This window comes from Faecalibacterium sp. HTF-F, assembly GCF_023347535.1.
Taxonomy (GTDB): domain Bacteria; phylum Bacillota; class Clostridia; order Oscillospirales; family Ruminococcaceae; genus Faecalibacterium; species Faecalibacterium wellingii.
Genome location: NZ_CP094473.1, coordinates 2,548,155 through 2,568,649, shown reverse-complemented (window position 1 = coordinate 2,568,649; position 20,495 = coordinate 2,548,155). Strand labels below are relative to the sequence as shown.

Annotated in this window: 22 protein-coding genes; 19 read left to right on the top strand and 3 right to left on the bottom strand. The window is 59.4% G+C overall.

Annotated elements, in window-relative coordinates:
* Positions 1 to 452 precede the first annotated feature (452 nt).
* The 10 genes from MTP37_RS12175 to atpC are packed head-to-tail and all read left to right on the top strand — an operon-like array spanning position 453 to position 7,659.
* Positions 453 to 713, top strand: coding sequence for an AtpZ/AtpI family protein (locus MTP37_RS12175; RefSeq protein WP_249237502.1), 261 nt, complete (start codon positions 453 to 455; stop codon positions 711 to 713).
* 22 nt (positions 714 to 735) lie between these two features.
* The gene (locus MTP37_RS12170) at positions 736 to 1,236 is read left to right on the top strand and encodes an ATP synthase subunit I (RefSeq protein ID WP_249237501.1); all 501 of its coding nucleotides are present in this window, start codon (positions 736 to 738) and stop codon (positions 1,234 to 1,236) included.
* 3 nt (positions 1,237 to 1,239) lie between these two features.
* On the top strand, positions 1,240 to 1,983 hold the full coding sequence (locus MTP37_RS12165; protein WP_249237500.1) for a F0F1 ATP synthase subunit A: 744 nt from the start codon (positions 1,240 to 1,242) through the stop codon (positions 1,981 to 1,983).
* 53 nt (positions 1,984 to 2,036) lie between these two features.
* A complete protein-coding gene (gene atpE, locus MTP37_RS12160; protein ID WP_005930278.1) occupies positions 2,037 to 2,318 on the top strand; it encodes an ATP synthase F0 subunit C in 282 nt (93 codons plus the stop codon).
* A 36-nt stretch (positions 2,319 to 2,354) separates the two neighbouring features.
* The gene (gene atpF, locus MTP37_RS12155) at positions 2,355 to 2,861 is read left to right on the top strand and encodes a F0F1 ATP synthase subunit B (RefSeq protein WP_097774383.1); all 507 of its coding nucleotides are present in this window, start codon (positions 2,355 to 2,357) and stop codon (positions 2,859 to 2,861) included.
* A complete protein-coding gene (gene atpH / locus MTP37_RS12150; RefSeq protein WP_249237499.1) occupies positions 2,858 to 3,397 on the top strand; it encodes an ATP synthase F1 subunit delta in 540 nt (179 codons plus the stop codon). Before atpF ends, atpH begins: the two co-directional genes overlap by 4 nt.
* A gap of 51 nt (positions 3,398 to 3,448) precedes the next feature.
* Positions 3,449 to 4,969 carry a F0F1 ATP synthase subunit alpha gene (gene atpA / locus MTP37_RS12145; RefSeq protein WP_249237498.1) on the top strand — a complete coding sequence of 507 codons (1,521 nt, stop codon included), beginning with the start codon at positions 3,449 to 3,451 and terminating at the stop codon, positions 4,967 to 4,969.
* Between the two features lie 17 nt (positions 4,970 to 4,986).
* The gene (gene atpG, locus MTP37_RS12140; protein ID WP_249237497.1) at positions 4,987 to 5,835 is read left to right on the top strand and encodes an ATP synthase F1 subunit gamma; all 849 of its coding nucleotides are present in this window, start codon (positions 4,987 to 4,989) and stop codon (positions 5,833 to 5,835) included.
* A gap of 27 nt (positions 5,836 to 5,862) precedes the next feature.
* The gene (gene atpD / locus MTP37_RS12135) at positions 5,863 to 7,257 is read left to right on the top strand and encodes a F0F1 ATP synthase subunit beta (protein WP_005938088.1); all 1,395 of its coding nucleotides are present in this window, start codon (positions 5,863 to 5,865) and stop codon (positions 7,255 to 7,257) included.
* Positions 7,258 to 7,260: 3 nt separating this feature from the next.
* Entirely contained in the window at positions 7,261 to 7,659 is a 399-nt protein-coding gene (gene atpC, locus MTP37_RS12130; protein WP_249237496.1) for an ATP synthase F1 subunit epsilon, read from the top strand.
* Positions 7,660 to 7,907: 248 nt separating this feature from the next.
* Here atpC and udk read toward each other — a convergent pair whose 3' ends face one another.
* On the bottom strand, positions 7,908 to 8,537 hold the full coding sequence (gene udk / locus MTP37_RS12125; RefSeq protein WP_249237495.1) for a uridine kinase: 630 nt from the start codon (positions 8,535 to 8,537) through the stop codon (positions 7,908 to 7,910).
* Positions 8,538 to 8,721: 184 nt separating this feature from the next.
* Between udk and MTP37_RS12120 the strand changes: the two genes are divergently transcribed.
* The gene (locus tag MTP37_RS12120) at positions 8,722 to 10,341 is read left to right on the top strand and encodes a phospholipase D-like domain-containing protein (RefSeq protein ID WP_249237494.1); all 1,620 of its coding nucleotides are present in this window, start codon (positions 8,722 to 8,724) and stop codon (positions 10,339 to 10,341) included.
* Positions 10,342 to 10,454: 113 nt separating this feature from the next.
* On the opposite strand, the gene MTP37_RS12115 is transcribed toward MTP37_RS12120, so the two are convergent.
* Both MTP37_RS12115 and MTP37_RS12110 read right to left on the bottom strand, forming a co-directional pair.
* On the bottom strand, positions 10,455 to 10,742 hold the full coding sequence (locus MTP37_RS12115) for a zinc-ribbon domain containing protein (RefSeq protein WP_005921120.1): 288 nt from the start codon (positions 10,740 to 10,742) through the stop codon (positions 10,455 to 10,457).
* 307 nt (positions 10,743 to 11,049) lie between these two features.
* The gene (locus tag MTP37_RS12110) at positions 11,050 to 12,246 is read right to left on the bottom strand and encodes an acetate/propionate family kinase (protein WP_249237493.1); all 1,197 of its coding nucleotides are present in this window, start codon (positions 12,244 to 12,246) and stop codon (positions 11,050 to 11,052) included.
* A gap of 246 nt (positions 12,247 to 12,492) precedes the next feature.
* Between MTP37_RS12110 and MTP37_RS12105 the strand changes: the two genes are divergently transcribed.
* The 8 genes from MTP37_RS12105 (at position 12,493) to MTP37_RS12070 (ending at position 20,442) form a co-directional block, all read left to right on the top strand.
* On the top strand, positions 12,493 to 13,698 hold the full coding sequence (locus MTP37_RS12105; protein ID WP_249237492.1) for a nucleotidyltransferase family protein: 1,206 nt from the start codon (positions 12,493 to 12,495) through the stop codon (positions 13,696 to 13,698).
* A gap of 137 nt (positions 13,699 to 13,835) precedes the next feature.
* Positions 13,836 to 15,152: an NAD(P)-dependent oxidoreductase gene (locus tag MTP37_RS12100; RefSeq protein WP_249237491.1), complete on the top strand. Its 1,317-nt coding sequence runs from the start codon at positions 13,836 to 13,838 to the stop codon at positions 15,150 to 15,152.
* Between the two features lie 155 nt (positions 15,153 to 15,307).
* Complete coding sequence (locus tag MTP37_RS12095) at positions 15,308 to 16,858, top strand: DUF1538 domain-containing protein (protein WP_249237490.1); 1,551 nt, start codon at positions 15,308 to 15,310, stop codon at positions 16,856 to 16,858.
* A gap of 12 nt (positions 16,859 to 16,870) precedes the next feature.
* Positions 16,871 to 17,572, top strand: a complete 702-nt coding sequence (locus MTP37_RS12090; protein ID WP_249237489.1) for a P-II family nitrogen regulator — start codon at positions 16,871 to 16,873, stop codon at positions 17,570 to 17,572.
* A gap of 114 nt (positions 17,573 to 17,686) precedes the next feature.
* Complete coding sequence (locus MTP37_RS12085) at positions 17,687 to 18,565, top strand: YitT family protein (protein ID WP_249237488.1); 879 nt, start codon at positions 17,687 to 17,689, stop codon at positions 18,563 to 18,565.
* 182 nt (positions 18,566 to 18,747) lie between these two features.
* Positions 18,748 to 19,002: a DUF1858 domain-containing protein gene (locus MTP37_RS12080; RefSeq protein ID WP_249237487.1), complete on the top strand. Its 255-nt coding sequence runs from the start codon at positions 18,748 to 18,750 to the stop codon at positions 19,000 to 19,002.
* A 1-nt stretch (position 19,003) separates the two neighbouring features.
* The gene (locus MTP37_RS12075) at positions 19,004 to 19,669 is read left to right on the top strand and encodes a class I SAM-dependent methyltransferase (RefSeq protein ID WP_249237486.1); all 666 of its coding nucleotides are present in this window, start codon (positions 19,004 to 19,006) and stop codon (positions 19,667 to 19,669) included.
* A complete protein-coding gene (locus tag MTP37_RS12070; protein ID WP_249237485.1) occupies positions 19,666 to 20,442 on the top strand; it encodes a Nif3-like dinuclear metal center hexameric protein in 777 nt (258 codons plus the stop codon). Before MTP37_RS12075 ends, MTP37_RS12070 begins: the two co-directional genes overlap by 4 nt.
* Positions 20,443 to 20,495: the final 53 nt, after the last annotated feature.

Genomic DNA, 20,495 nt, shown 5'->3' with positions numbered 1-20,495 from the left:
CTGAAAACTGCATAACAGCTGCCGCCCGGTTCCCAAAGAGCCGGGCGGCTTTTTTGTGTGACCCTCTCAGTTTCGCTTCGCTCAGCAGCTCCCCCGAAAGGGGGAGCTTTATTTGTGCTGCCCGAAAGATGCATAAAAACTCGCCCTTCGGGAGAGCTGGCGCGTCAGCGCCTGAGAGGGTTCGCCCGTTTTTTGCATTCTGCACAACAGAACCATCAAACTTTTGGTATTGATGTGCCCGCAGACGCACAAACTCCATACAGGGCGTACAGTTACGGCATTAGTGTAAACAAACTATGAAATTTTACTAGAAAACAGTGGAAAATTGATTGAAAAAACGGCCGGTTTGAATTATACTATCGTTATAAGATTTTTTGCTGATTGCAAATCTGTGGCATAAAATCCAGAATCTGGCTTTTGCACAGGAAGACCACACAGGGAGGAATTGCAGATTGAAGGGCTGGTATAAGGCACTGGAGGATCTTGTCTGGCTGACCCAGCTTGGCCTGAATATGCTGCTGCCTCTGGTCATGTGTCTGGGCGGTGCATGGTGGGCGGTGAACAGCTGGAGCTGGCCGGAATGGGTGTTCCTTCCGGCGATCCTGCTGGGCCTTGCTGCCGGGGCACAGAACTTCTGGTATTTTGCCAAGGAACACATGGACCGCACCAAAAAGGAAAAACCAAAGCGGGTGGGGTTCAATTCGCATCAGTAAACTTAACAGGAGGTTTCCCTTTATGAAACTGCAGCCGGAATCCAAAAAGGAGCTGACCCGCATCGCCTGCGGCACGGCCATCTGTACCGCCGTCATGTGGGTGATCTTTGCAGCTCTGCACCTGGTTGGCTGGGTGAAATTTGATTACACTGTTGTTCTGGGCAGTCTCATCGGCGCGGCGGTGGCCATCGGCAACTTTGCGGGCATCTGCATCGTGTGCCAGAAGGTCATCGACGAGCAGGATGAGAAACGGCGCAAAGCGACATTGCAGGCTTCCTACAATGTCCGGATGCTTCTGCAGGCGGTGTGGATCATCGTGTCCATCGGGGCACCCTGCTTCCAGCCCTTTGCCAGTGTTCTGCCCCTGCTTTTCCCGCGCGTTACGATCTACTACCTGCAAATAACCGGAAAGTACAAGCCTCTTGCACCGGCCGGGCCTTCGGTGGACGTCTCTGTGGAGGACGACCCCGAACCCGCACCGGAGCCGGAAGCCGGGCCCCGTGACGAAGGGGGTGAAACGTAACAAATGGAACTGAACGGCGCAAAGATCCTGTATACCATCCATACGGACATCCCCCTGCTGGGTGATTTCAAGATCACCCAGACCTTAGTCAGTACCTGGATCGTCATGGCGCTGCTTTCGGGTTTTGCCATCTGGCTGGGCAGAAATCTCAAGCTGGAAAATGTCTCAAAGCGGCAGGCCGCCGCTGAGTTCATCGTAGAACGGCTGGACAAGTTCGTGCACGACAACATGGGCTATCACTTTGATCAGTATATCCCGCTCATCGGCGCGATCTTCGCTCTGAGCATCGGCTGCAACCTCATCAGTGTCATCGGCCTGTGGAGCCCCACAGCCGACCTGAACACCGAGGCGGCGTGGGCCATCGTGGTGTTCGTGCTGATTATGTACTACAAGATCAAGACCAACGGCATCCTTTCCTACCTGAAAGGGCTTTTGGACCCCATCTTCATCATGGCACCCATCAATGTGCTGTCGGAGGTTTCCACCCCCGTCAGTATGGCGTTCCGTCACTTTGGCAACATCTTGTCCGGTACGGTCATCTCCACACTGCTGTACTGGGCGCTGGCAAGCCTGAGCCACGTCATTTTCGGCTGGCTGCCCGGTGCCTTGAGCCAGATCCAGCTGTTCCAGATCGGCATCCCGGCCTTTACGGGCCTGTATTTCGACTGGTTCGGCGGCTGCATTCAGGCGTTCATCTTCTGTACCCTGACCGCAATTTTCATCAAGCGTGCTGCCGGTGAGGAATAAGCCCTCACAACGGCATCTCCCAAAACAAAAAAATTTTTTGGAGGACAAATCTTATGACTGACTTTCAGTACCTCGCTCGTGGTATCGCTCTGGCAGGCTGCGGCATCGGCGCAGGCTGCGCACTGATCGCAGGTATCGGCCCCGGTATCGGCGAAGGCAACGCAGCAGCAGCTGCCTGTGAAGCTGTGGGCCGTCAGCCCGAGTGCAAGAGCGACGTTACCAGCACCCTGATTCTGGGCGTTGCACTTTCCGAGACCACCGGTATTTACGGCTTCGTCACCGGCCTGCTGCTGATCTTCCTGGCACCCGGTATGTTCATGAAGTTCCTGGCATAAGCGGAACCTTTTACAAAATAACGAAAGGAGACGCTTATGGAACTGTACCAGGCGTTGATCACGCTGGACGGCTGGACCTTTCTGGCCCAGATCTGCAACCTGATGATCCAGCTGTTCATCTTCAAAAAGTTCCTGCTGAATCCGGTCAAAAATGTGATCGCAGAGCGCAAGGCGAAGGCGGACAGCCAGATCGCCGATGCCACCAAGCTGCGCACCGAAGCCGAAGCCATGAAGGCGGAGTACGAGCAGAACCTGCAGAATGCCCGCGCCGAGGCCAACGAGATCGTTGCCAATGCGCAGAAGACGGCCACCGCCCGCGGCGAAGAGATCGTGGGCGAGGCCCGCGCACAGGCTGCTGCCCTCAAGCAGAAGGCCGAAGCCGACATTGCGCAGGAGCGCAAGAAGGCCGTGAACGAGGTCAAGGACGAGATCGGCGGCATCGCCATGGAGATCGCCTCCAAGGTGGTGGAGCGTGAGATCAGCGAGAAGGACCACAAGGATCTGATCGACGAATTTATCAAAAATGTGGGTGAAGCATCATGACCGAGACTGCAAGGATGTACGGCGGAAGCCTGTACGATCTGGCGGCGGAGGAAGGGCTGGAGGCCCGCATTCTGGGTGAGCTGGACGAAGCCGTGGCGCTTTTTAAGGCGAACCCGGACTACCTGCATCTGCTCAGCACCCCCAGCATCCCCAAAAAGGAGCGCTGCGGCCTGCTGGATGAAGCGCTGCGGGATCAGGTCCACCTCTATGTGCTGAACTTTTTGAAGATCCTGTGCGAGAAGGGCACTCTGCGGGAGCTGTCCGGCTGCGCACGGGCTTACCGTGTGCGCTACAATCAGGCGCACGGCATTCTGGAAGCAACGGCGACCACTGCAGTGGCAATGACGGAGCAGCAGGCAAAGAGCCTGCACGAAAAGCTGGAAAAGCTCACCGGCAAGACCATCGACCTGAAAACAAAGGTCGATCCGGCAGTGCTGGGCGGCATCCGGCTGGATATCGAAGGCACCGAGCTGGACGGCACGGTGCAGAACCGTCTGTCCGCCCTGCGCAGGGATATTGCTTCCGTGACACTGTGATCGAATTTCCACCCGAAAGATTTTTAAGAATTGAGTGGTGAACAAACAAAGATGCAACTGAAACCTGAAGAGATCTCCAAGATCATCCGTGCGCAGATCAAGCATTACGAAAATGCCATCGAGCAGAGCGAGACCGGCACGGTCATTATGGTGGGCGACGGCATCGCCCGCGCCAGTGGTCTGGAAAAGTGCATGGCAGGTGAGCTGCTTCAGTTTGATAACGGCGAATACGGCATGGCCCAGAATCTGGAGGAGAATACCGTCTCCATCGTTCTGCTGGGCTCCGACGTCGGCATCAAGGAAGGCAGCACTGTCAAGCGCACCGGCAAGGTGGTGTCCGTGCCGGTGGGCGAAGCCATGATCGGCCGCGTGGTCAACGCGCTGGGCCAGCCCATCGACGGCGCAGGCCCCATCGAGACCACCGAGTTCCGCGCCATTGAAAGCCGCGCTCCCGGCATCATCGACCGTCAGCCGGTCAAGGAGCCGCTGCAGACCGGCATCAAGGCCATCGACTCCATGATCCCCATTGGCCGCGGCCAGCGCGAGCTGATCATCGGCGACCGCCAGACCGGCAAGACCACCATCGCCTCCGATACCATCATCAACCAGAAGGGCAAGGACGTCATCTGCATTTACGTTGCCATCGGCCAGAAGCGCTCTACCGTGGCAAATCTGGTGCAGAGCCTGACCGAAGCCGGTGCCATGGGCTACACCATCGTGGTGTCCGCAACGGCATCCGAGCTTTCGCCCCTGCAGTATATCGCACCCTACTCCGGCTGTGCCATGGGCGAATATTTCATGCATCAGGGCAAGCACGTCCTCATCATCTACGACGATCTGTCCAAGCACGCCGTGGCCTACCGTGCACTGTCGCTGCTGATCCGCCGTCCCCCGGGACGTGAGGCTTACCCCGGCGACGTGTTCTATCTGCACTCCCGTCTGCTGGAGCGCGCGGCCAAGCTCTCCAATGAGCTGGGCGGCGGCAGCCTGACGGCTCTGCCCATCATCGAGACGCAGGCGGGCGATGTTTCCGCCTACATCCCCACGAATGTCATTTCCATCACCGATGGTCAGATCTTCCTGGAGACGGAGCTGTTCCACTCCGGTGTCATGCCGGCAGTCAACCCCGGCATCTCGGTGTCCCGCGTGGGCGGCAATGCCCAGATCAAGGCCATGAAGAAGGTGGCCGGCACCCTGAAGCTGATCTACTCCCAGTACCGTGAGCTGCAGAGCTTTGCACAGTTCGGTTCCGATCTGGATGCCGACACCAAGGCCCGTCTGGCACAGGGTGAGCGCATCGTGGAAGTGCTCAAGCAGAACCGCTCCGCTCCCGTGCCTGTAGAAAAGCAGGTGGCCATCCTGTATGCGACCATTCACGATTACCTCGTGAAGGTCAAGGTGCCGGATGTGGCCGAGTATGAGAAGGGCCTGTACGAGCATCTGGACAACGATGCCGCCGGTGCCGCCGTCATGGAGACCATCCGCACCACCGGCAATCTGGATAAGGATACCGAGGAGCAGCTCAAGAGCGTGCTCACGGCCTATACCGACAGCTTCGTCAAGGCACACTAAGGAAGGAGGCGTAACGCATGGCTGGTTCCATGAAGGACATCAAGCTGCGCATCAAAAGCGTAGAGAGCACCATGCAGATCACCAAGGCAATGGAACTGGTGGCTTCCTCCAAAATGCGCCGCGCCAAGGAACGGGTGGAGCACAGCCGCCCCTACTTTGAAACGCTGCATGAGACCCTGACCAAGATCGCTGCGGCAGACCCCCGTGCCCGCAACCCCTACCTGCGCCGTGACGAAGTGAAGCGCACGCTGCTCATCGTCATTGCAGGCGACCGCGGCCTTGCCGGTGGATACAATTCCAACGTGCTCAAGCAGGCCGCAGCCGAAGAGGGCGAGGTGCTGGTGCTGCCCATCGGCAAGCGCTCGGCAGAGTATTTCGTCCATCACGAAGTGCCCCTGTTCACCCAGGAGGTGCTGCTGGCGGCAGATGTCTCGGTGGGCGAGTGCTTCCAGCTGTCCCGCCAGATCACCGAGGGCTACCGCAAGGGCGAGTACGATGCGGTGAAGATCTGCTACACCCGGTTCGATTCCATGATGACCCAGACCGCAGCCACCATGGAGGTGCTGCCGCTGTCCATCGAACCCACCGAGCAGCAGAAGGCAGAAGCCCGCCGCAGCCAGATCCTGTACAAGCCCAGCAGCGAGGAAGTATTCAGCGCGATCATCCCGGAGTATGTGGCCGGCATCGTCTACGGCGCCGTGTGCGAGAGCGTGGCAAGTGAGCTTGCCGCCCGCCGCACCGCCATGGATGCCGCCACCAAGAACGCCGGTGAGATGATCGATCATCTGAACCTGTATTATAACCGTGCCCGTCAGGCCGCCATCACGCAGGAGATCACTGAGATCGTGGCCGGCGCGGAGATTTAACAACCTATCAAAAAGGAGTTGTAGCCTATGTCCGAAAAACATATCGGCAAGGTGCTCCAGGTCATCGGCCCGGTGCTGGACATCCAGTTTGAGGATGGCCAGCTGCCGGAGCTGCTCAACGCCATCGAGATCGACAACCACGGCGAAAAGCTGGTGGTCGAGGTGGCACAGCACACCGGCGATAACGTGGTGCGCTGCATTGCAATGAACAGCACCGATGGTCTGGTGCGCGGCACCGAAGCCGTGGATACCGGCGAACCCATCAAAGTGCCCGTGGGCGACCAGTGTCTGGGCCGCGTGTTCAACCTGCTGGGTGAGCCCGTGGACAACAAGCCCGCCCCGGCCCCGGAGGCCTACTGGCCCATCCACCGCCCTGCTCCCAGCTACGAGGAGCAGCAGTCCACCACCGAGATCCTGGAGACCGGCATCAAGGTCGTTGACCTGATCTGCCCCTACGCAAAGGGCGGCAAGATCGGTCTGTTCGGCGGTGCAGGCGTCGGCAAGACGGTCCTGATCCAGGAGCTGATCTATAACATCGCCACCGAGCACAACGGCTACTCGGTGTTCACCGGCGTTGGCGAGCGCACCCGTGAGGGCAACGACCTGTATGGTGAAATGACCGAGAGCGGCGTTATCAACAAGACTGCGCTGGTCTACGGCCAGATGAACGAACCTCCCGGAGCACGTATGCGCGTGGCACTGTCCGGCCTGACCATGGCGGAGTATTTCCGCGATGTGAAGAATCAGGACGTGCTGCTCTTCATCGATAACATCTTCCGCTTCACGCAGGCAGGCTCTGAGGTGTCCGCACTGCTGGGCCGTATGCCCTCTGCCGTCGGCTACCAGCCCACGCTGGCCACCGAGATGGGTGCTCTGCAGGAGCGCATCACCTCCACCCGCAAGGGCTCCATCACCTCGGTGCAGGCCGTCTACGTGCCTGCCGACGACCTGACCGACCCGGCCCCTGCCACCACCTTTACCCATCTGGATGCCACCACGGTTCTGAGCCGTGACATTGCTTCGCAGGGCATCTACCCCGCTGTGGACCCGCTGGATTCCACCAGCCGCATCCTCAGCCCGGAGGTCGTGGGTCAGGAGCACTACGAGATCGCCCGCGCCGTCCAGAAGGTGCTGCAGCGCTACAAGGAACTGCAGGACATCATTGCCATCATGGGCATGGACGAGCTGAGCGAGGAAGACAAGCGCACGGTCAGCCGCGCCCGCAAGGTGCAGCGTTTCCTGAGCCAGAGCTTCCACGTGGCAGAGCAGTTCACCGGTATGCCCGGCCAGTATGTGCCGCTCAAGGAGACCCTGCGCGGCTTCAAGATGATCCTGAACGGCGAGTGCGACGAGCTGCCCGAGAGTGCATTCCTGTTCGCGGGCACCATCGATGACGTGTTCGCAAAAGCGAAGAAAGGGTAAACCATGACGACCTTTCATCTGACGGTGGTCACGCCGGACGGCTGCGCCTTTGACGGGCAGGCCGAGCGCATCGTCTGCCGCGCCATCGACGGCGATATCGCCATCCTTGCCCGACACGGGGATTACTGCACCGCGCTGGGCATGGGCGAAGCGCATATCGTGGACGCGGACGGCCAGCGCCGCCGCGCCGCCTGTATGGGCGGCCTGCTGAGCGTGCTGGACGGCGAAGTGCGTCTGGTCGCAACCACATGGGAGTGGGCCGAGGAGATCGATCAGGCCCGCGCTGAGGCTTCCAAGAAGCGCGCGGAAGAGATCCTTGCGCAGAAGAACCTCGCTCAGCGGGACTACGAACTGGCTCAGGCACGCCTCAAGCGCGCTCTGGTGCGCACCTCTATCCACTGAACCCTGTATACAAAAAGGCACCCGCAGCGATCCGGCTGTGAGTGCCTTTTGTTTTGCATGGGATGATTTTAAATGCGCGCCGCCGCTTCCCGAAGGAAGCAGACGCGGCTCATGCCGTTTTCCTCCACGACCCCTCTCGTGAAAAAAGGGGTTCGGGAAAGTCCGCAGACTTTCCTGAACCCCCAAAATTTAAATAACTCTTCCGCTGAATATGCGCAAAGCGAACGCGGAGCGCATTCCCAATCGTCTCACAGCCGGTTTGCCTTCTCGATCAGGTTGCGGATGTGATGGGCCAGCATCTCCACCGCAGCGGTGTTCTCGCCGCCGTTGGGCACAATGATGTCTGCGTTGCGCTTGCTGGGCTCCACAAAGGCCTCGTGCATGGGCTTGACGGTGGTCAGGTACTGCTCAATGACGCTGTCCAGACTGCGGCCCCGCTCCTTCACATCCCGCACCAGACGGCGCAGGATGCGCTCGTCGGCGTCGGTGTCCACATAGATCTTGTAGTCGAACAGGGCGCACAGCTCCGGCTCCACAAAGGGCAGGATGCCTTCCACGATCAGCACCGGTGCGGGCTCGATGTGCTGCACCTTGTCGCTGCGGTTGTGGTTGGAGTAGTCGTACACCGGGCAGTCGATGGCGCGGCCTGCCTTCAGCTCCTGCAGATGGTAGATCAGCAAAGCGTTGTCAAAAGCGTCCGGATGGTCGTAGTTCAGCTTGCAGCGCTCTTCAAAAGGCAGCTCGTCGTGGCGCTTATAGTAGCTGTCATGGGAGATCAGGCGCACTTCATCCTCGCCAAAACGCTCCTTCAGCCGCAGAGCAAGGGTGGTCTTGCCGCTGCCGGAGCCGCCTGCAATGCCAATAATCAGATTATTCATAGGGGTCCCTCCTGCATCATCCTGCCGTTTTGGGTGGAAAAAAGGGCAGGAATGGATTATAATAGGTGCAAAGCTGCCTGTCCGGGACACAGCGCCGGGCGGGCTTGTTCCTGTACATCATAACACAAACCGGCACATTTTTACAGCCCCGGAGCTGCAAATGTGTGAGATAAGGGAAAATGCCATGCAGAAAAAACAATTTCAGCAAAATATGAAGGACAAGGTCCGGGTGTTTGAGGATGGCGGCATCCGCCTGCTCAAACGGGGACAGAAGGGCGTGGTACACGCTATTTTCAGCCGTTTTGGTCTGGTGCTGGTTCTGCTGCTTTTACAGGCGTTCGCGCTGTTCAGCCTGCTGCAGTGGTTCGGTGAGCTGCTGCCGCATTATTTTGGCGGCACCCTGCTGGTAACAGCGGCAATGATGGTCTATCTGCTCAATCAGGACATGGACAACAGCGTGCGCATTACATGGCTGGTGGTCACGGCGCTGATGCCGGTGCTGGGCGTGCCGCTGTTCTGGTACACCAAAAGCGATGTGGGCCACAATGCCCTGAAGCGCCGCCTGCTGGATCTGGAGGGCCGGACCCGCGCCCAGCTGCCGCAGGATGAGCAGACCGTGGAGCTTTTGCAGGAGCAGGCACCCGAAGCGGTGCCGCTGGCACGGTATCTGCGGGGCAAGGGCGGCGGCTTTCCGGTCTATGCCGACACGGTGGCCACCTACTTCAACGGCGGCGAAGCCATGTTCGATGAAATGCTGCGCCAGCTGGAAACGGCAAAAAAGTACATCTTTCTGGAATATTTCATCGTGGATGAAGGCCTGATGTGGGGCCGCATTCTGGAAGTGCTGGCCCGCAAGGCAGCGCAGGGGGTGGATGTGCGTGTGATGTATGACGGCACCTGCGAGTTCTCCACCCTGCCGCGGGATTACCCCAGCCGGCTGGAAGCGCTGGGCATCCAGTGCAAGGTGTTCTCGCCGGTCACGCCCTTCGTCTCCACCCACTACAACTACCGCGACCACCGCAAAATTCTGGTCATCGATGGCCGGGTGGGCTTTACCGGCGGCGTGAATCTGGCAGATGAGTACATCAACCACATCGAAAAGTATGGCCGCTGGAAGGACTCGGCCCTGATGCTGGAAGGCGAAGGCGTGCGCTCCATGACGGCGCTGTTCCTGCAGATGTGGTGCATCCTGCGCCAGCCGGAGTTTGAGCAGTTCCTGTCCGATCCCATCCCGGCGGCAGCAAACGCCAAGGGCTTTGTGGTGCCCTACGGGGACTGCCCGCTGGACGGTGAGCGGGTGGGCGAAATGGTGTACATGGATATGCTCAACCGTGCCCGGAAGTATGTGCACATCATCACGCCGTATCTGATCCTGGACGGCGAGCTGGAAACGGCCCTGCGCTTTGCGGCAGAGCGCGGTGTGGATGTGCACCTGATCCTGCCCGGCAAGCCGGATAAGTGGTTCGCTTATGCACTGGCCAAGACCCACTACAAGGCGCTGCTCTCCTCGGGCGTGAAGATCAGCGAGTGGACGCCCGGCTTTACCCATGCCAAGGTAGTCATTGCGGACGGTGCGGAAGCCGTGGCAGGCACCATCAATCTGGACTACCGCAGCCTGTACCATCACTTTGAAAACGCGGTCTGGATGTGCGGCACCGACTGCATTGCCAACATGGAAGCGGATTTTCAGGATACGCTCACCCGGTGCCGCAGGGTGGAGCGGACAAAAGAAAGCATCTGGCAGGGCAAAAAGCTGCTGCATCTGGCGGGCATCCTGCTCAAGTTCATTGCGCCGCTGGTGTGAAAGACTTCTTCCGTCATGGCTGCGTAAGCAGACTGGAGAAGCTCTGAATACAAAAAGGCCCGCTGCCTTTCGACAGCGGGCCTTTTGTTACCGATTTAAATAAAAATCAGCGCTTAGTTCTGCTTCATGCGAGCGAAGCAGTCAGAGCAGTAGACCGGACGGTCCTCACGGGGCTGGAAGGGAACCTTGCAAGCCTTGCCGCAAGCTGCGCAGACAGCATCGAACATCTGACGCTCACCGCTGTTGCTGCGTGCGCCGCCGTTCTTGCGGGCGTCACGGCAGGGCTTGCAGCGCTGGGGCTGATTCTCGAAGCCGCGAGATGCGTAGAACTCCTGCTCACCAGCAGTCCAAACAAATTCCTTACCGCAGTCCTTGCAGACCAGAGTCTTGTCTTCAAACATAGTAGTATCTCCTCTTTAGTTAGTTCTTGCCCACGGAAGGATTGTAACCATACCTTTGGTTTTGGGACCATCGCGCTGATCAGTAAGCTTACCAGGGGCTTGAATGAATAGACGTCCTCCAATTGAGGACTTTTCTATTGTACCGTTCTTTTTGAAATTTGTCAACCAAAAAACAACCATTCGCCTTGTTATTTGTATAGATAGCACAATCCGACAGGGCTGATTTGGGTAAAATAACTGCCGGAAGATAAAAAGAGGCTGCCGCACATTCCGTGCGGCAGCCCCTGCAAAGCCCTTTGGGAAACGATTACTTCTCGACGACTTCCTTGGTGTCGCGGGCGATCATCAGCTCCTCGTCGGTAGCGATGACCAGAGTGCGCACCTTTGCGCCCCAGGCAGTGATCTCGCACACATCGCCCACGGGGTGCTTGTTCTTCTCGGTATCGATGCGGATGCCCAGCCAATCCATGTGGTGGCAGACCTTTGCACGGGCAATTGCGTCGTGCTCGCCGATGCCGCCGGTGAAGACGATGGCATCCACGCCGCCCATTGCAGCGATGTAAGCGCCAACGGTCTTCTTGATCTGGTAGTTCAGCATGTCGGAAGCCAGCTGTGCGCGCTTGTTGCCGGCAGCAGCTGCCTCTTCCACGTCACGCTTGTCGCTGGAAACACCGGAGATGCCCAGCAGGCCGGACTTCTTGTTCAGGATCTCGTCCAGCTCGTGGCCGGTGATGTTCAGAGTGTACTTCAGGTAGTTGACCACAGAGGGGTCCAGATCGCCGCAGCGGGTGCCCATCATCAGGCCGGCCAGCGGGGTCATGCCCATGGAGGTGTCCACGACCTTGCCCTGGTCCACAGCGGCAATGGAGGAACCGTTGCCCAGATGGCAGGTGATCAGCTTCAGGCGCTCAATGGGCTCTTCCAAATACTCGGCAGCCTTGTGGGCAACGTACTTGTGGCTGGTGCCGTGGAAGCCGTAGCGACGCACGCCGTACTTCTCGTAGTACTCATACGGAATGGCGTACATATAAGCCTTCGGAGGCATGGTGCTGTGGAAAGCGGTATCGAACACAGCCACCATGGGGATGTTGCCGAACACCTTGCGTGCGGCCTCGATGCCCAGAATGCCGGCGGGATTGTGCAGGGGAGCCAGAGGGCTCAGCTCGCGGATGGTCTCGATGACCTCGTCAGTGATCAGGCAGCTTTCCTTGAACTTCTCGCCGCCGTGCACGACGCGGTGGCCGATGGCGTTGATCTCGCTCACATCATTGATGCACTTGCCCTCGCCGGTGGTCATCTTCTTCACGACCTCGGCAAAAGCCTCGGTGTGGGTGGGGAAGATGGCGGGCGTGGTGGCCTTGTGGCCGTTGGCCTCGTGGGTGATCATGCTGCTTTCCATGCCAATGCGCTCGCACAGGCCCTTGCACAGCACCTTCTCGCCGTCCATATCGATCAGCTGATACTTCAGAGAAGAAGAGCCGCAGTTAATAACCAGAACTTTCATCTGTGTTGCCTCCTGTATGTTTTTGCTCTGCCCACGTGTGAGGACAGAATTTTACAGATTCCTGTGTTTATTATATAATAGGGTGGGCAGCTTTTCAAGCCGCAACCCGAGCAAAGCGGTAAAACTTGTGTACAAGGTTTTTGTATATCCTGCCTATTATTGCAGAATAGCCCGGCTTTTTTCTGTGAATATGATATAAATTTAACAATCTTTTCGGGGCACAGCGGCCCTTTTAAGGAGAACTCTATGAAGTTTGCAGGCATCATTGCGGAATACGACCCCTTTCACAACGGCCATGCATGGCAGCTGGCGCAGGCAAAGGCGCTGGGCGCAGAGCATGTGGCGGTGGCCATGAGCTGCGGGCTGACCCAGCGCGGGAGCCTGCCGCTGCTGCCGGAAGCGGTGCGGGTGCAGGCCGCCCTGCAGTGCGGGGCAGATCTGATATTTGCCCTGCCTGCACCCTGTGCCTGCGCGGGGGCAGAGGCTTTTGCCCGGGCGGGGGTGCGCATTCTTGCCGCCACCGGGTGCGATGCGCTGGTGTTCGGGGCAGAGACGCCGGACGCGGCCCTGCTGATGGAAGCTGCCCGGGTGCTGTGCAGCGCAGCCTACCGCACCGAGTTGAAACAGCAGCTGGCCGCCGGTGCCCGCAGCTTTGCTGCTGCGCGGCAGGCAGCGGTGGAAGCGCTTTGCCCGGGCACGGCACTGGCAGCGCTGCTGAATAAGCCCAACAACAATCTGGCAGTGGAATACTGCAAGGCCATTCTGGAACAGGAGGCACCCATGACCCCGGTGCCGCTGCCCCGCGTGGGGGCGGGCCACGGGCAGGCTCTTGCCGAAAGCGGCCACGCACAGTTTGCCAGCGCCAGCGCGCTGCGCGCCCTCTGGGCAGAGCAGGGAGCGGATGCGCTGGCTCCTTATGTGCCGGAAAAAGCACTGGAACTGTATAGAAAGGCGGAAATTGACGGAACGTATACCGACTACACCGCTGCGGGCCGGTGTCAGCTGGCTCTGCTGCGGGCGGCCTGTGCCCGGCCGGAACCTTTTGCCGCAGTGCGGGGCGTTTCCGAGGGGTTGGACCACCGGCTGGAGAACGCCGTGCGCAGCTGCACCGGCCTGTCCCAGCTGCTGGACGCGCTGACCACGGTGCGTTACCCCCGGGCCCGGATGCGCCGCCTTGCCATGGACGCCGCACTGGGCTATGAGGTGGAGACAGTGCCTGCTCTGCCGCCGTATCTGCATCTGCTGGGAGCCCGGCGGGAAGCTCTTCCGATGCTCAAAAATACGGCCCTGCCGGTGAGCCATTCGCTGGCAAAGCTGGAAAAAGAAAATGCAGACTGCGCCCGCATGGCGGCGGCACAGGCAGCAGCCAGCGATTTTGGCGCACTGTGCCGCCGGGTGCCCGGGCCGATGGGGGGAGTATATCGTCAAAAAATTATCTTTTTGACGAATTGACAAAAAATAATCGAAAAAAATTTATGCAGAAACACTTGTGTCCGGACGGTTTGTGGTGTATGATTAGAGCAATGCAATGTTGGATACAACAAATGAGAATGGAATCAGAAAACCGCACGCAATAAGGAGGAAACTTCATGGCACTTCACGTTCTGGACGAAGCCAACCGCTGCCTGGGCTGCAAAAAGCCGCTGTGCCAGCAGGGCTGCCCCATCCACACCAATATCCCGGAGGTCATCCGTCTGCTCAAGGCAAACCAGATGGACGAAGCCGGCAGGATGCTGTTTGAAAATAACCCGCTGACCACCGTGTGTGCGCTGGTGTGCAACCACGAGAACCAGTGCGAAGGCCACTGTGTGCGCAACCGGATGCCCAGCCACGACCCGGTGCACTTCTCCATTATTGAAGACTACATTTCCACGACCTACGCCAACAAAATGACCGCCGGCCCTGCCCCCAAAAACGGCATGAAGGCGGCAGTCGTTGGCTCTGGCCCGGCGGGCCTGACCATTGCGGTGCTGCTGGCACGCTGGGGCTACGATGTGACCATCTTTGATGCCCGCGATAAGATCGGCGGCGTCATGCGCTACGGTATTCCCAACTACCGCCTGCCGGACAGCGTGCTGGACGATTTCCAGTACCGCCATCTGGAGCTGAAGGGCATCAAAGTGCGGCCCAACACCACCATCGGCAAGACCATCACCATCGATGATCTGTTCCGCGACGGCTACAAGAGCGTGTTCATCGGTGCTGGTCTGTGGAAGGCAAACGCCATGCATATCAAGGGCGAGACGCTGGGCAATGTAGCCTTTGGCATCGACTATCTGGCAAACTCCAAGGCGTTCCGTCTGGGCGATGATATCGCGGTCATCGGCGTGGGCAACTCTGCCATGGACTGCGCCCGCACCGCCATCCGTAACGGTGCCCGCCATGTCACCTGTTACGCCCGCCGCGACGAGAGCTGCATCAGCGCCTCCGAGTACGAGGTGAGCTATGCAAAGCTGGAGGGCGTGGGCTTCCGCTTCTGCAAGGCACCGGTGGAGATCCGGGAGAACGGCCTGATCTGCCGCGATACCGTCAAGGGCGAGGACGGTAAATTTACGCAGGTGGAGGGCAGCGAGACCTTCTACCCCCACACCGGCGTCATCGTCTCGGTAAGTCAGGGCTCTGAGAGCAACCTCGTCAAGACCACCACCGGCATCGAGACCAACCAGAAGGGCTTGCTCACCGTCAGCGAGGACGGCAGCACCACCCGCGAGGGCGTGTTTGCCGGCGGCGATGCCGTGATGGGCGCCCGCACCGTGGTGGAGGCGGTGGCTGTGGCCAAGAAGGTGGCCGAATCCATGGACGCCTATATGAAGAGCCTGCCCGCAGAAGAAGCAGCTGATCCCTATGCCGATATCCCGGTGTTCCAGACCCCCACCTCGGACGTGCTGGCAAAGCAGGAGATCTGACGAAATAAAGACAAAGTTAGAAGAAACTGTAAAGCTTCTGCGTCTTTGCCGATCTTTGCCGCTCCGTTTGTTGACGGGGCGGCTTTTGCCTTGTATACTATTCATATACTTGTTTTTAATTTGTACAAACTGGAAACAAAGAACAGCGAAAGGCGGTGGACGCTATCCTGAAAGCATCCCTCCCGAAACTGCGGGAAAAACTATTGGAAGCGCTGCAGGCAGTGCTGCCCATTGCAGCCATCGTGCTGGTGCTCTGCTTTACCATTGCACCGGTGTCACCCAGCATCCTGCTGTGCTTTCTGCTGGGCGCAGCCATGATCGTGCTGGGCATCATGTTCTTTACACTGGGCGCGGAGATGAGCATGACGCCCATGGGCGAGCGCGTGGGCGCGGTGATCACCAAAAGCCGGAAGCTGCCGGTGATTTTGGGCATCGGCTTCCTGCTGGGCTTCCTCATCACCATCTCGGAGCCGGACCTGCAGGTGCTGGCAAATCAGGTGCCCGCGATCCCCAACACGACCCTTATCCTGTCGGTGGCGGCAGGCGTGGGCCTGTTTCTGGTGTTTGCCTTCCTGCGAATGCTCATCGGCATCTCGCTGCCCCGGCTGCTGGTGCTGTTTTACAGCATCATCTTTCTTCTGGCGGTCTTTGTGCCCAGGGAGTTCCTTGCTGTGGCCTTTGATTCCGGCGGCGTGACCACCGGCCCCATGACGGTGCCCTTCATCATGGCACTGGGTGTGGGTGTGTCAGCTATCCGCGGCGACCGTCACGCGGCGGATGACAGCTTTGGTCTGGTGGCCATGTGCTCCATTGGCCCCATTCTGGCTGTGCTCATTCTGGGCATCGCGTTCCGCGCCTCGGACAGCACCTATATCCCGCCGGTGCTGCCGGAGGTGAGCGACTCGGTGGAGCTGTGGCAGCTGTTCCATGTCAGTCTGCCTACTTATTTAAAGGAGATTGCCGGTTCTCTGCTGCCCATCATCGTGATGTTCGGCATTTTTCAATTTGTGGCTCTGCACATGGATGGCCGCTCTCTGGGCCGCATTGCGGTGGGCCTTGCCTACACCTATGTGGGTCTGGTGCTGTTCCTCACCGGCGCAAACGTCGGCTTTATGCCTGCCGGTAATTATCTGGGTCAGGTGCTGGCCGGGCAGAGCTTCCGCTGGATCATCATTCCCATCGGAATGCTCATCGGTTACTTCATCGTCAAGGCCGAGCCGGCCGTCTATGTGCTGAACAGGCAGGTGGAAGAGGTGACCGACGGTGCCATCTCGGCGCAGGCCATGGGCACGGCCCTCTCGGCAGGCGTGTCCATTTCGGTGGGCCTTGCCATGGTGCGGGTGCTCACCGGCATTTCCATCCTGTGGTTCCTCGTGCCGGGCTATGTGTTTGCCATCGGCATCTCCTTTGTGGTGCCAAAGCTGTTCACTGCCATTGCATTTGACGCGGGCGGCGTGGCATCCGGCCCCATGACGGCCACCTTCCTGCTGCCGCTGGCACAGGGTGCCTGCGTGGCCGTGGGCGGCAATATCGTCACCGATGCCTTTGGCGTGGTGGCGATGGTAGCCATGACGCCGCTCATCACGGTGCAGCTGATGGGCCTTGTGGCACAGCTCAAGACCCGCAAGGCACGGCAGGCGCAGCATGCCGCCGCACAGGCCTTTGCCTTTGCCGGTCTGGCGGACGATGATATCATTGAACTGTAAGGAGGGCGCGGCATGAGTTCGTTGTTTTTGATGGTGACCATCACCGACCGCCGCTCCACCGATGCCTTTTTGCAGCTGTATGAGCAGCGCGGCGTGGATGTGAACCTGCGCACGGTGGGCAGCGGCACAGCGGTGCGGGAGACTCTGGCCACGCTGGGTCTGGAAAAGACCGAGAAGGCGGTGCTGCTGGCGGTGGTGACGGAGGATACATGGAAGGCCGTCCGGACAGACCTGCGCCGCAAAATGCGCATCGACGTGCCGGGCACCGGCATTGCATTCACGGTGCCGCTGAGCAGCATCGGCGGCAGAAGGGCGCTGATGTTCCTCACCCAGCACCAGCCGCTGACATTGAAGGAGGAGAGCACCTTGAAGGATACCCGTTACGAACTGCTGCTGGTGATCGCCAATCAGGGCCACACAGGCGCCATTATGGATGCCGCCCGCGCAGCGGGTGCCGGCGGCGGCACGGTGATCCATGCCAAGGGCACCGGCATGGAGGGCGCAGCCCAGTTCCTTGGTGTGGAGCTGGTGAACGAAAAAGAGCTGGTGCTCATCGTGGCCCGCACGCCGGAAAAGAACCGCATCATGAAGGCCATCATGGACGGTGCCGGGCCAAAGGCGGGTGCGATCGTGTTCTCGCTGCCGGTGACGGATACCGCCGGTCTGCGTCTGCTGGAGGACGAGGAACCGGTGCAGGAAACCTCTGCGCAGTAAACAACAAAATGTAATTTATTCCGGGAATATTCCGCATTTATGGGCGAAACGCTTGATAAATGCGGAATTTTTCGTTATCATAGAAGAAAGAAATTCAAGAATGAGGGACAAAAGATGATAAAGCTTTCATATGAGCAGCAGATCGCATTCAATTCGCTGTCCATCATCGTGGGCAATGCACTGTATGCGCTCACGGTGGTGCTGTTTCTTGTGCCGTCAGGCCTGATCACCGGCGGTGCTACCGGCATCGCACTGGGCATCAACCGTGCATTGGGACTGCCGGTGTCCGGTGTGTTGTTCGTCATCAACATGACCATGCTTGCGGTGGGCTGGGTGCTGCTGGGGCGGCGCTTTGCCATCACCACCGTTGCCAGCACCCTTCTGAGCCCCCTGTTTCTGGCCCTGTGGGAGCGGGTGTTCACAGGCTTTGTGCTCACCGATGATCTGGTGCTCAACACCATCTTTGCAGGCTTTGGCGTGGGCATTTCGCTGGGCATCACCATCCGGGCAGGCGCATCCACCGGCGGCATGGACATCCCTCCGCTGGTGCTGAACAAATATTTCCACATCCCGGTGTCGGCCAGTATGCTGGTGTTCGATATGCTCATCCTCTGCCTGCAGGCGGCGTTCAGCCCGCTGCAGCAGTGTCTGTACGGCATCGTGATGGTGATCGTGTATACGGTGGTGCTGGACAAGGTGCTTCTCTTCGGCACCACCCGCACCGAGGTAAAGATCATCAGCCAGCACGCCGATGATATCCGCGAGGCCATCTTCACCCAGCTGGACCGCGGTGTGACCGTGCTGCATGGCGAGGGAGGCTACAGCCACGAGCCGGAGCAGGTGCTGCTGAGCATCGTGAGCAACCGCCAGCTGCCGAAGCTGGAAAAGCTGGCCCATGCCATCGACCCCACCTGCTTTATGATCGTAAGCCATGTAACGGAGGTGAGCGGGCGCGGCTTCTCGCTGGAAAAGGACTATCAGGCGGAAAAGTAAGCGAACCCTCTCAGTCACGCCTGACGGCGTGCCAGCTCCCCCTGAGAGGGTTGACTGCAAAAGCCTTCGGAGGCGGGCGGATTTTCCGCAAGGCTCTTGCAAAACTGCCCCGGTTTGGGGTATATTATAGAGGAACAGCAGGGTTTGCTGTCAATGCCCCCAAACAGAAAGGAAAAAACATCATGTTTGATATTTTCAATATGCTCAAAAAGGAAGAACACAAGGACGCAAAGCAGGTGACCCGCGATACCATCATCGGCGATATCCTGGATATGGACCAGACGACCGCTCCCTACTTCATGGAGATCGGCATGCATTGTCTGGGCTGCCCTGCATCCCGCGGCGAGAGCATCGAGGAGGCCTGTGCTGTCCACGGCGTGGACTGCGATGAGCTGATCGAGAAGCTGAACGAGCATCTGGCAGCAAAGAAGGCATAAATTGCTGCCCACACTGGATGCGCGTCTGGCTGCCGCCGCAGAGCTTGTGCGGCCGGGAGAACCGGTGGCGGACATTGGCTGCGACCACGGCAAGCTGACGGCGGTGCTGGCAGCTTCGGGCCGGTACCCGAAGGTGATCGGTGCCGACCTGCGGCCCGGCCCGCTGGCAAAGGCAGAGCAGACGCTGGAACATGCAGGCTGTAAAGACCGCGCTGAGCTTCGGCTTGGCGACGGTCTTTCTGTGCTTACGGAGAATGAGGTGGGCAGCATCGTGCTGGCGGGCGTTTCCGCTCAGACCACATGGGAGATCCTGGAGAAGGCTCCGTGGGTGTTCACTGCACGCGGGCCGCGGATCATCATGATCCCGGCCACCCGCCACGACGCGCTGCGCCGCTGGCTGTGGGAGCACGGCTTCCGCTTTGTGGCAGACCGCCCGGTGCAGGCGGCGGGCCGCTGGTATGCGGTGATGGCGGCAGAGTATACCGGTGAGACGCACGAGCCTACATTCGCCGAGTGCCTGTTCGGCGGCACAGGCGTCTGGCCCGAGGGAAAAGGCTACGCCGACTGGCAGAAGGCAAAGCTGCCCCGGATGCGCCTTGGCGTACCGGATGGCAGCGCACTTGCCGCCGAGATCGATGCAATTTTAAAAGAGGGGACAGAGCGATGATAACAGTACGGCAGGTATACGAAGCAATGCAGGCCATCGCGCCGCTGGAACTGGCCGAAAGCTGGGACAATCCCGGCCTGCTGGTGGACTGCGGCGGCGCGGTGCACCGGGTGCTGACGGCGCTGGACATCACCCCTGAGGTGGTGGAGGAAGCCGCCGCAAAGCAGTGTGAGATGATCGTGTCCCACCACCCGGTCATTTTTGACCCGCTCAAAAGGCTCGGCCCGCAGGATGTGCCGTTCCAGCTGGTGCAGGCGGGCATTTCTGCCGTCTGTATGCACACCAATCTGGACGCTGCAGAGGGCGGCGTGAACGAGGTGCTTGCGGGCATTTTCGGCATGAAGGACATGGAGACCTTTGCCGAGGGCTGCGGCCGTGTGGGTGCCATTGAGGAGATCACGGTCCCGGAGCTTGCCCGCAAGGCGCAGCAGGAGCTTGCCGTGCGCTGCAACGCACCCGCCGTCGGCCCGGCGGTGCAGGTGAAGTTTGCGGATGCCGGCCGGCCGGTGAAGCGGCTGGCGGTCATCAGCGGCGCAGGCGGGAGCCTGTTTGCCGATGCCCTCGCCATGGGGGCCGACTGCCTGCTGACCGGCGAAGCCAACCATCACCATGCCATCGACGCAAAGCGGCTGGGCCTTTCGCTCATTGCTGCGGGCCACTACGCCACCGAATTCCCGGTGACCGCCGCTGTGGCGGAAAAGCTGCGTGCCGCCCTGCCGGAGCTGGACGTGCTGGTGAGCACCGAAAACCGGGACCCGTATACGTATTTGTGAGGGAAAGCCGCTGCTTTTTCTTGCAGCGATTTTCCGGCTGAGATGAAGATTGC

Excerpts from the sequence above, each read along its gene's own strand:
- MTP37_RS12170 (WP_249237501.1), top strand. The coding sequence starts at position 736 with ATGAAACTGCAGCCGGAATCCAAAAAGGAGCTGACCCGCATCGCCTGC.
- MTP37_RS12165 (WP_249237500.1), top strand. The coding sequence starts at position 1,240 with ATGGAACTGAACGGCGCAAAGATCCTGTATACCATCCATACGGACATC.
- atpE (WP_005930278.1), top strand. The coding sequence starts at position 2,037 with ATGACTGACTTTCAGTACCTCGCTCGTGGTATCGCTCTGGCAGGCTGC.
- atpF (WP_097774383.1), top strand. The coding sequence starts at position 2,355 with ATGGAACTGTACCAGGCGTTGATCACGCTGGACGGCTGGACCTTTCTG.
- atpH (WP_249237499.1), top strand. The coding sequence starts at position 2,858 with ATGACCGAGACTGCAAGGATGTACGGCGGAAGCCTGTACGATCTGGCG.
- atpA (WP_249237498.1), top strand. The coding sequence starts at position 3,449 with ATGCAACTGAAACCTGAAGAGATCTCCAAGATCATCCGTGCGCAGATC.
- atpG (WP_249237497.1), top strand. The coding sequence starts at position 4,987 with ATGGCTGGTTCCATGAAGGACATCAAGCTGCGCATCAAAAGCGTAGAG.
- atpD (WP_005938088.1), top strand. The coding sequence starts at position 5,863 with ATGTCCGAAAAACATATCGGCAAGGTGCTCCAGGTCATCGGCCCGGTG.
- atpC (WP_249237496.1), top strand. The coding sequence starts at position 7,261 with ATGACGACCTTTCATCTGACGGTGGTCACGCCGGACGGCTGCGCCTTT.
- udk (WP_249237495.1), bottom strand. The coding sequence starts at position 8,537 with ATGAATAATCTGATTATTGGCATTGCAGGCGGCTCCGGCAGCGGCAAG.
- MTP37_RS12120 (WP_249237494.1), top strand. The coding sequence starts at position 8,722 with ATGCAGAAAAAACAATTTCAGCAAAATATGAAGGACAAGGTCCGGGTG.
- MTP37_RS12115 (WP_005921120.1), bottom strand. The coding sequence starts at position 10,742 with ATGTTTGAAGACAAGACTCTGGTCTGCAAGGACTGCGGTAAGGAATTT.
- MTP37_RS12110 (WP_249237493.1), bottom strand. The coding sequence starts at position 12,246 with ATGAAAGTTCTGGTTATTAACTGCGGCTCTTCTTCTCTGAAGTATCAG.
- MTP37_RS12105 (WP_249237492.1), top strand. The coding sequence starts at position 12,493 with ATGAAGTTTGCAGGCATCATTGCGGAATACGACCCCTTTCACAACGGC.
- MTP37_RS12100 (WP_249237491.1), top strand. The coding sequence starts at position 13,836 with ATGGCACTTCACGTTCTGGACGAAGCCAACCGCTGCCTGGGCTGCAAA.
- MTP37_RS12090 (WP_249237489.1), top strand. The coding sequence starts at position 16,871 with ATGAGTTCGTTGTTTTTGATGGTGACCATCACCGACCGCCGCTCCACC.
- MTP37_RS12085 (WP_249237488.1), top strand. The coding sequence starts at position 17,687 with ATGATAAAGCTTTCATATGAGCAGCAGATCGCATTCAATTCGCTGTCC.
- MTP37_RS12080 (WP_249237487.1), top strand. The coding sequence starts at position 18,748 with ATGTTTGATATTTTCAATATGCTCAAAAAGGAAGAACACAAGGACGCA.
- MTP37_RS12070 (WP_249237485.1), top strand. The coding sequence starts at position 19,666 with ATGATAACAGTACGGCAGGTATACGAAGCAATGCAGGCCATCGCGCCG.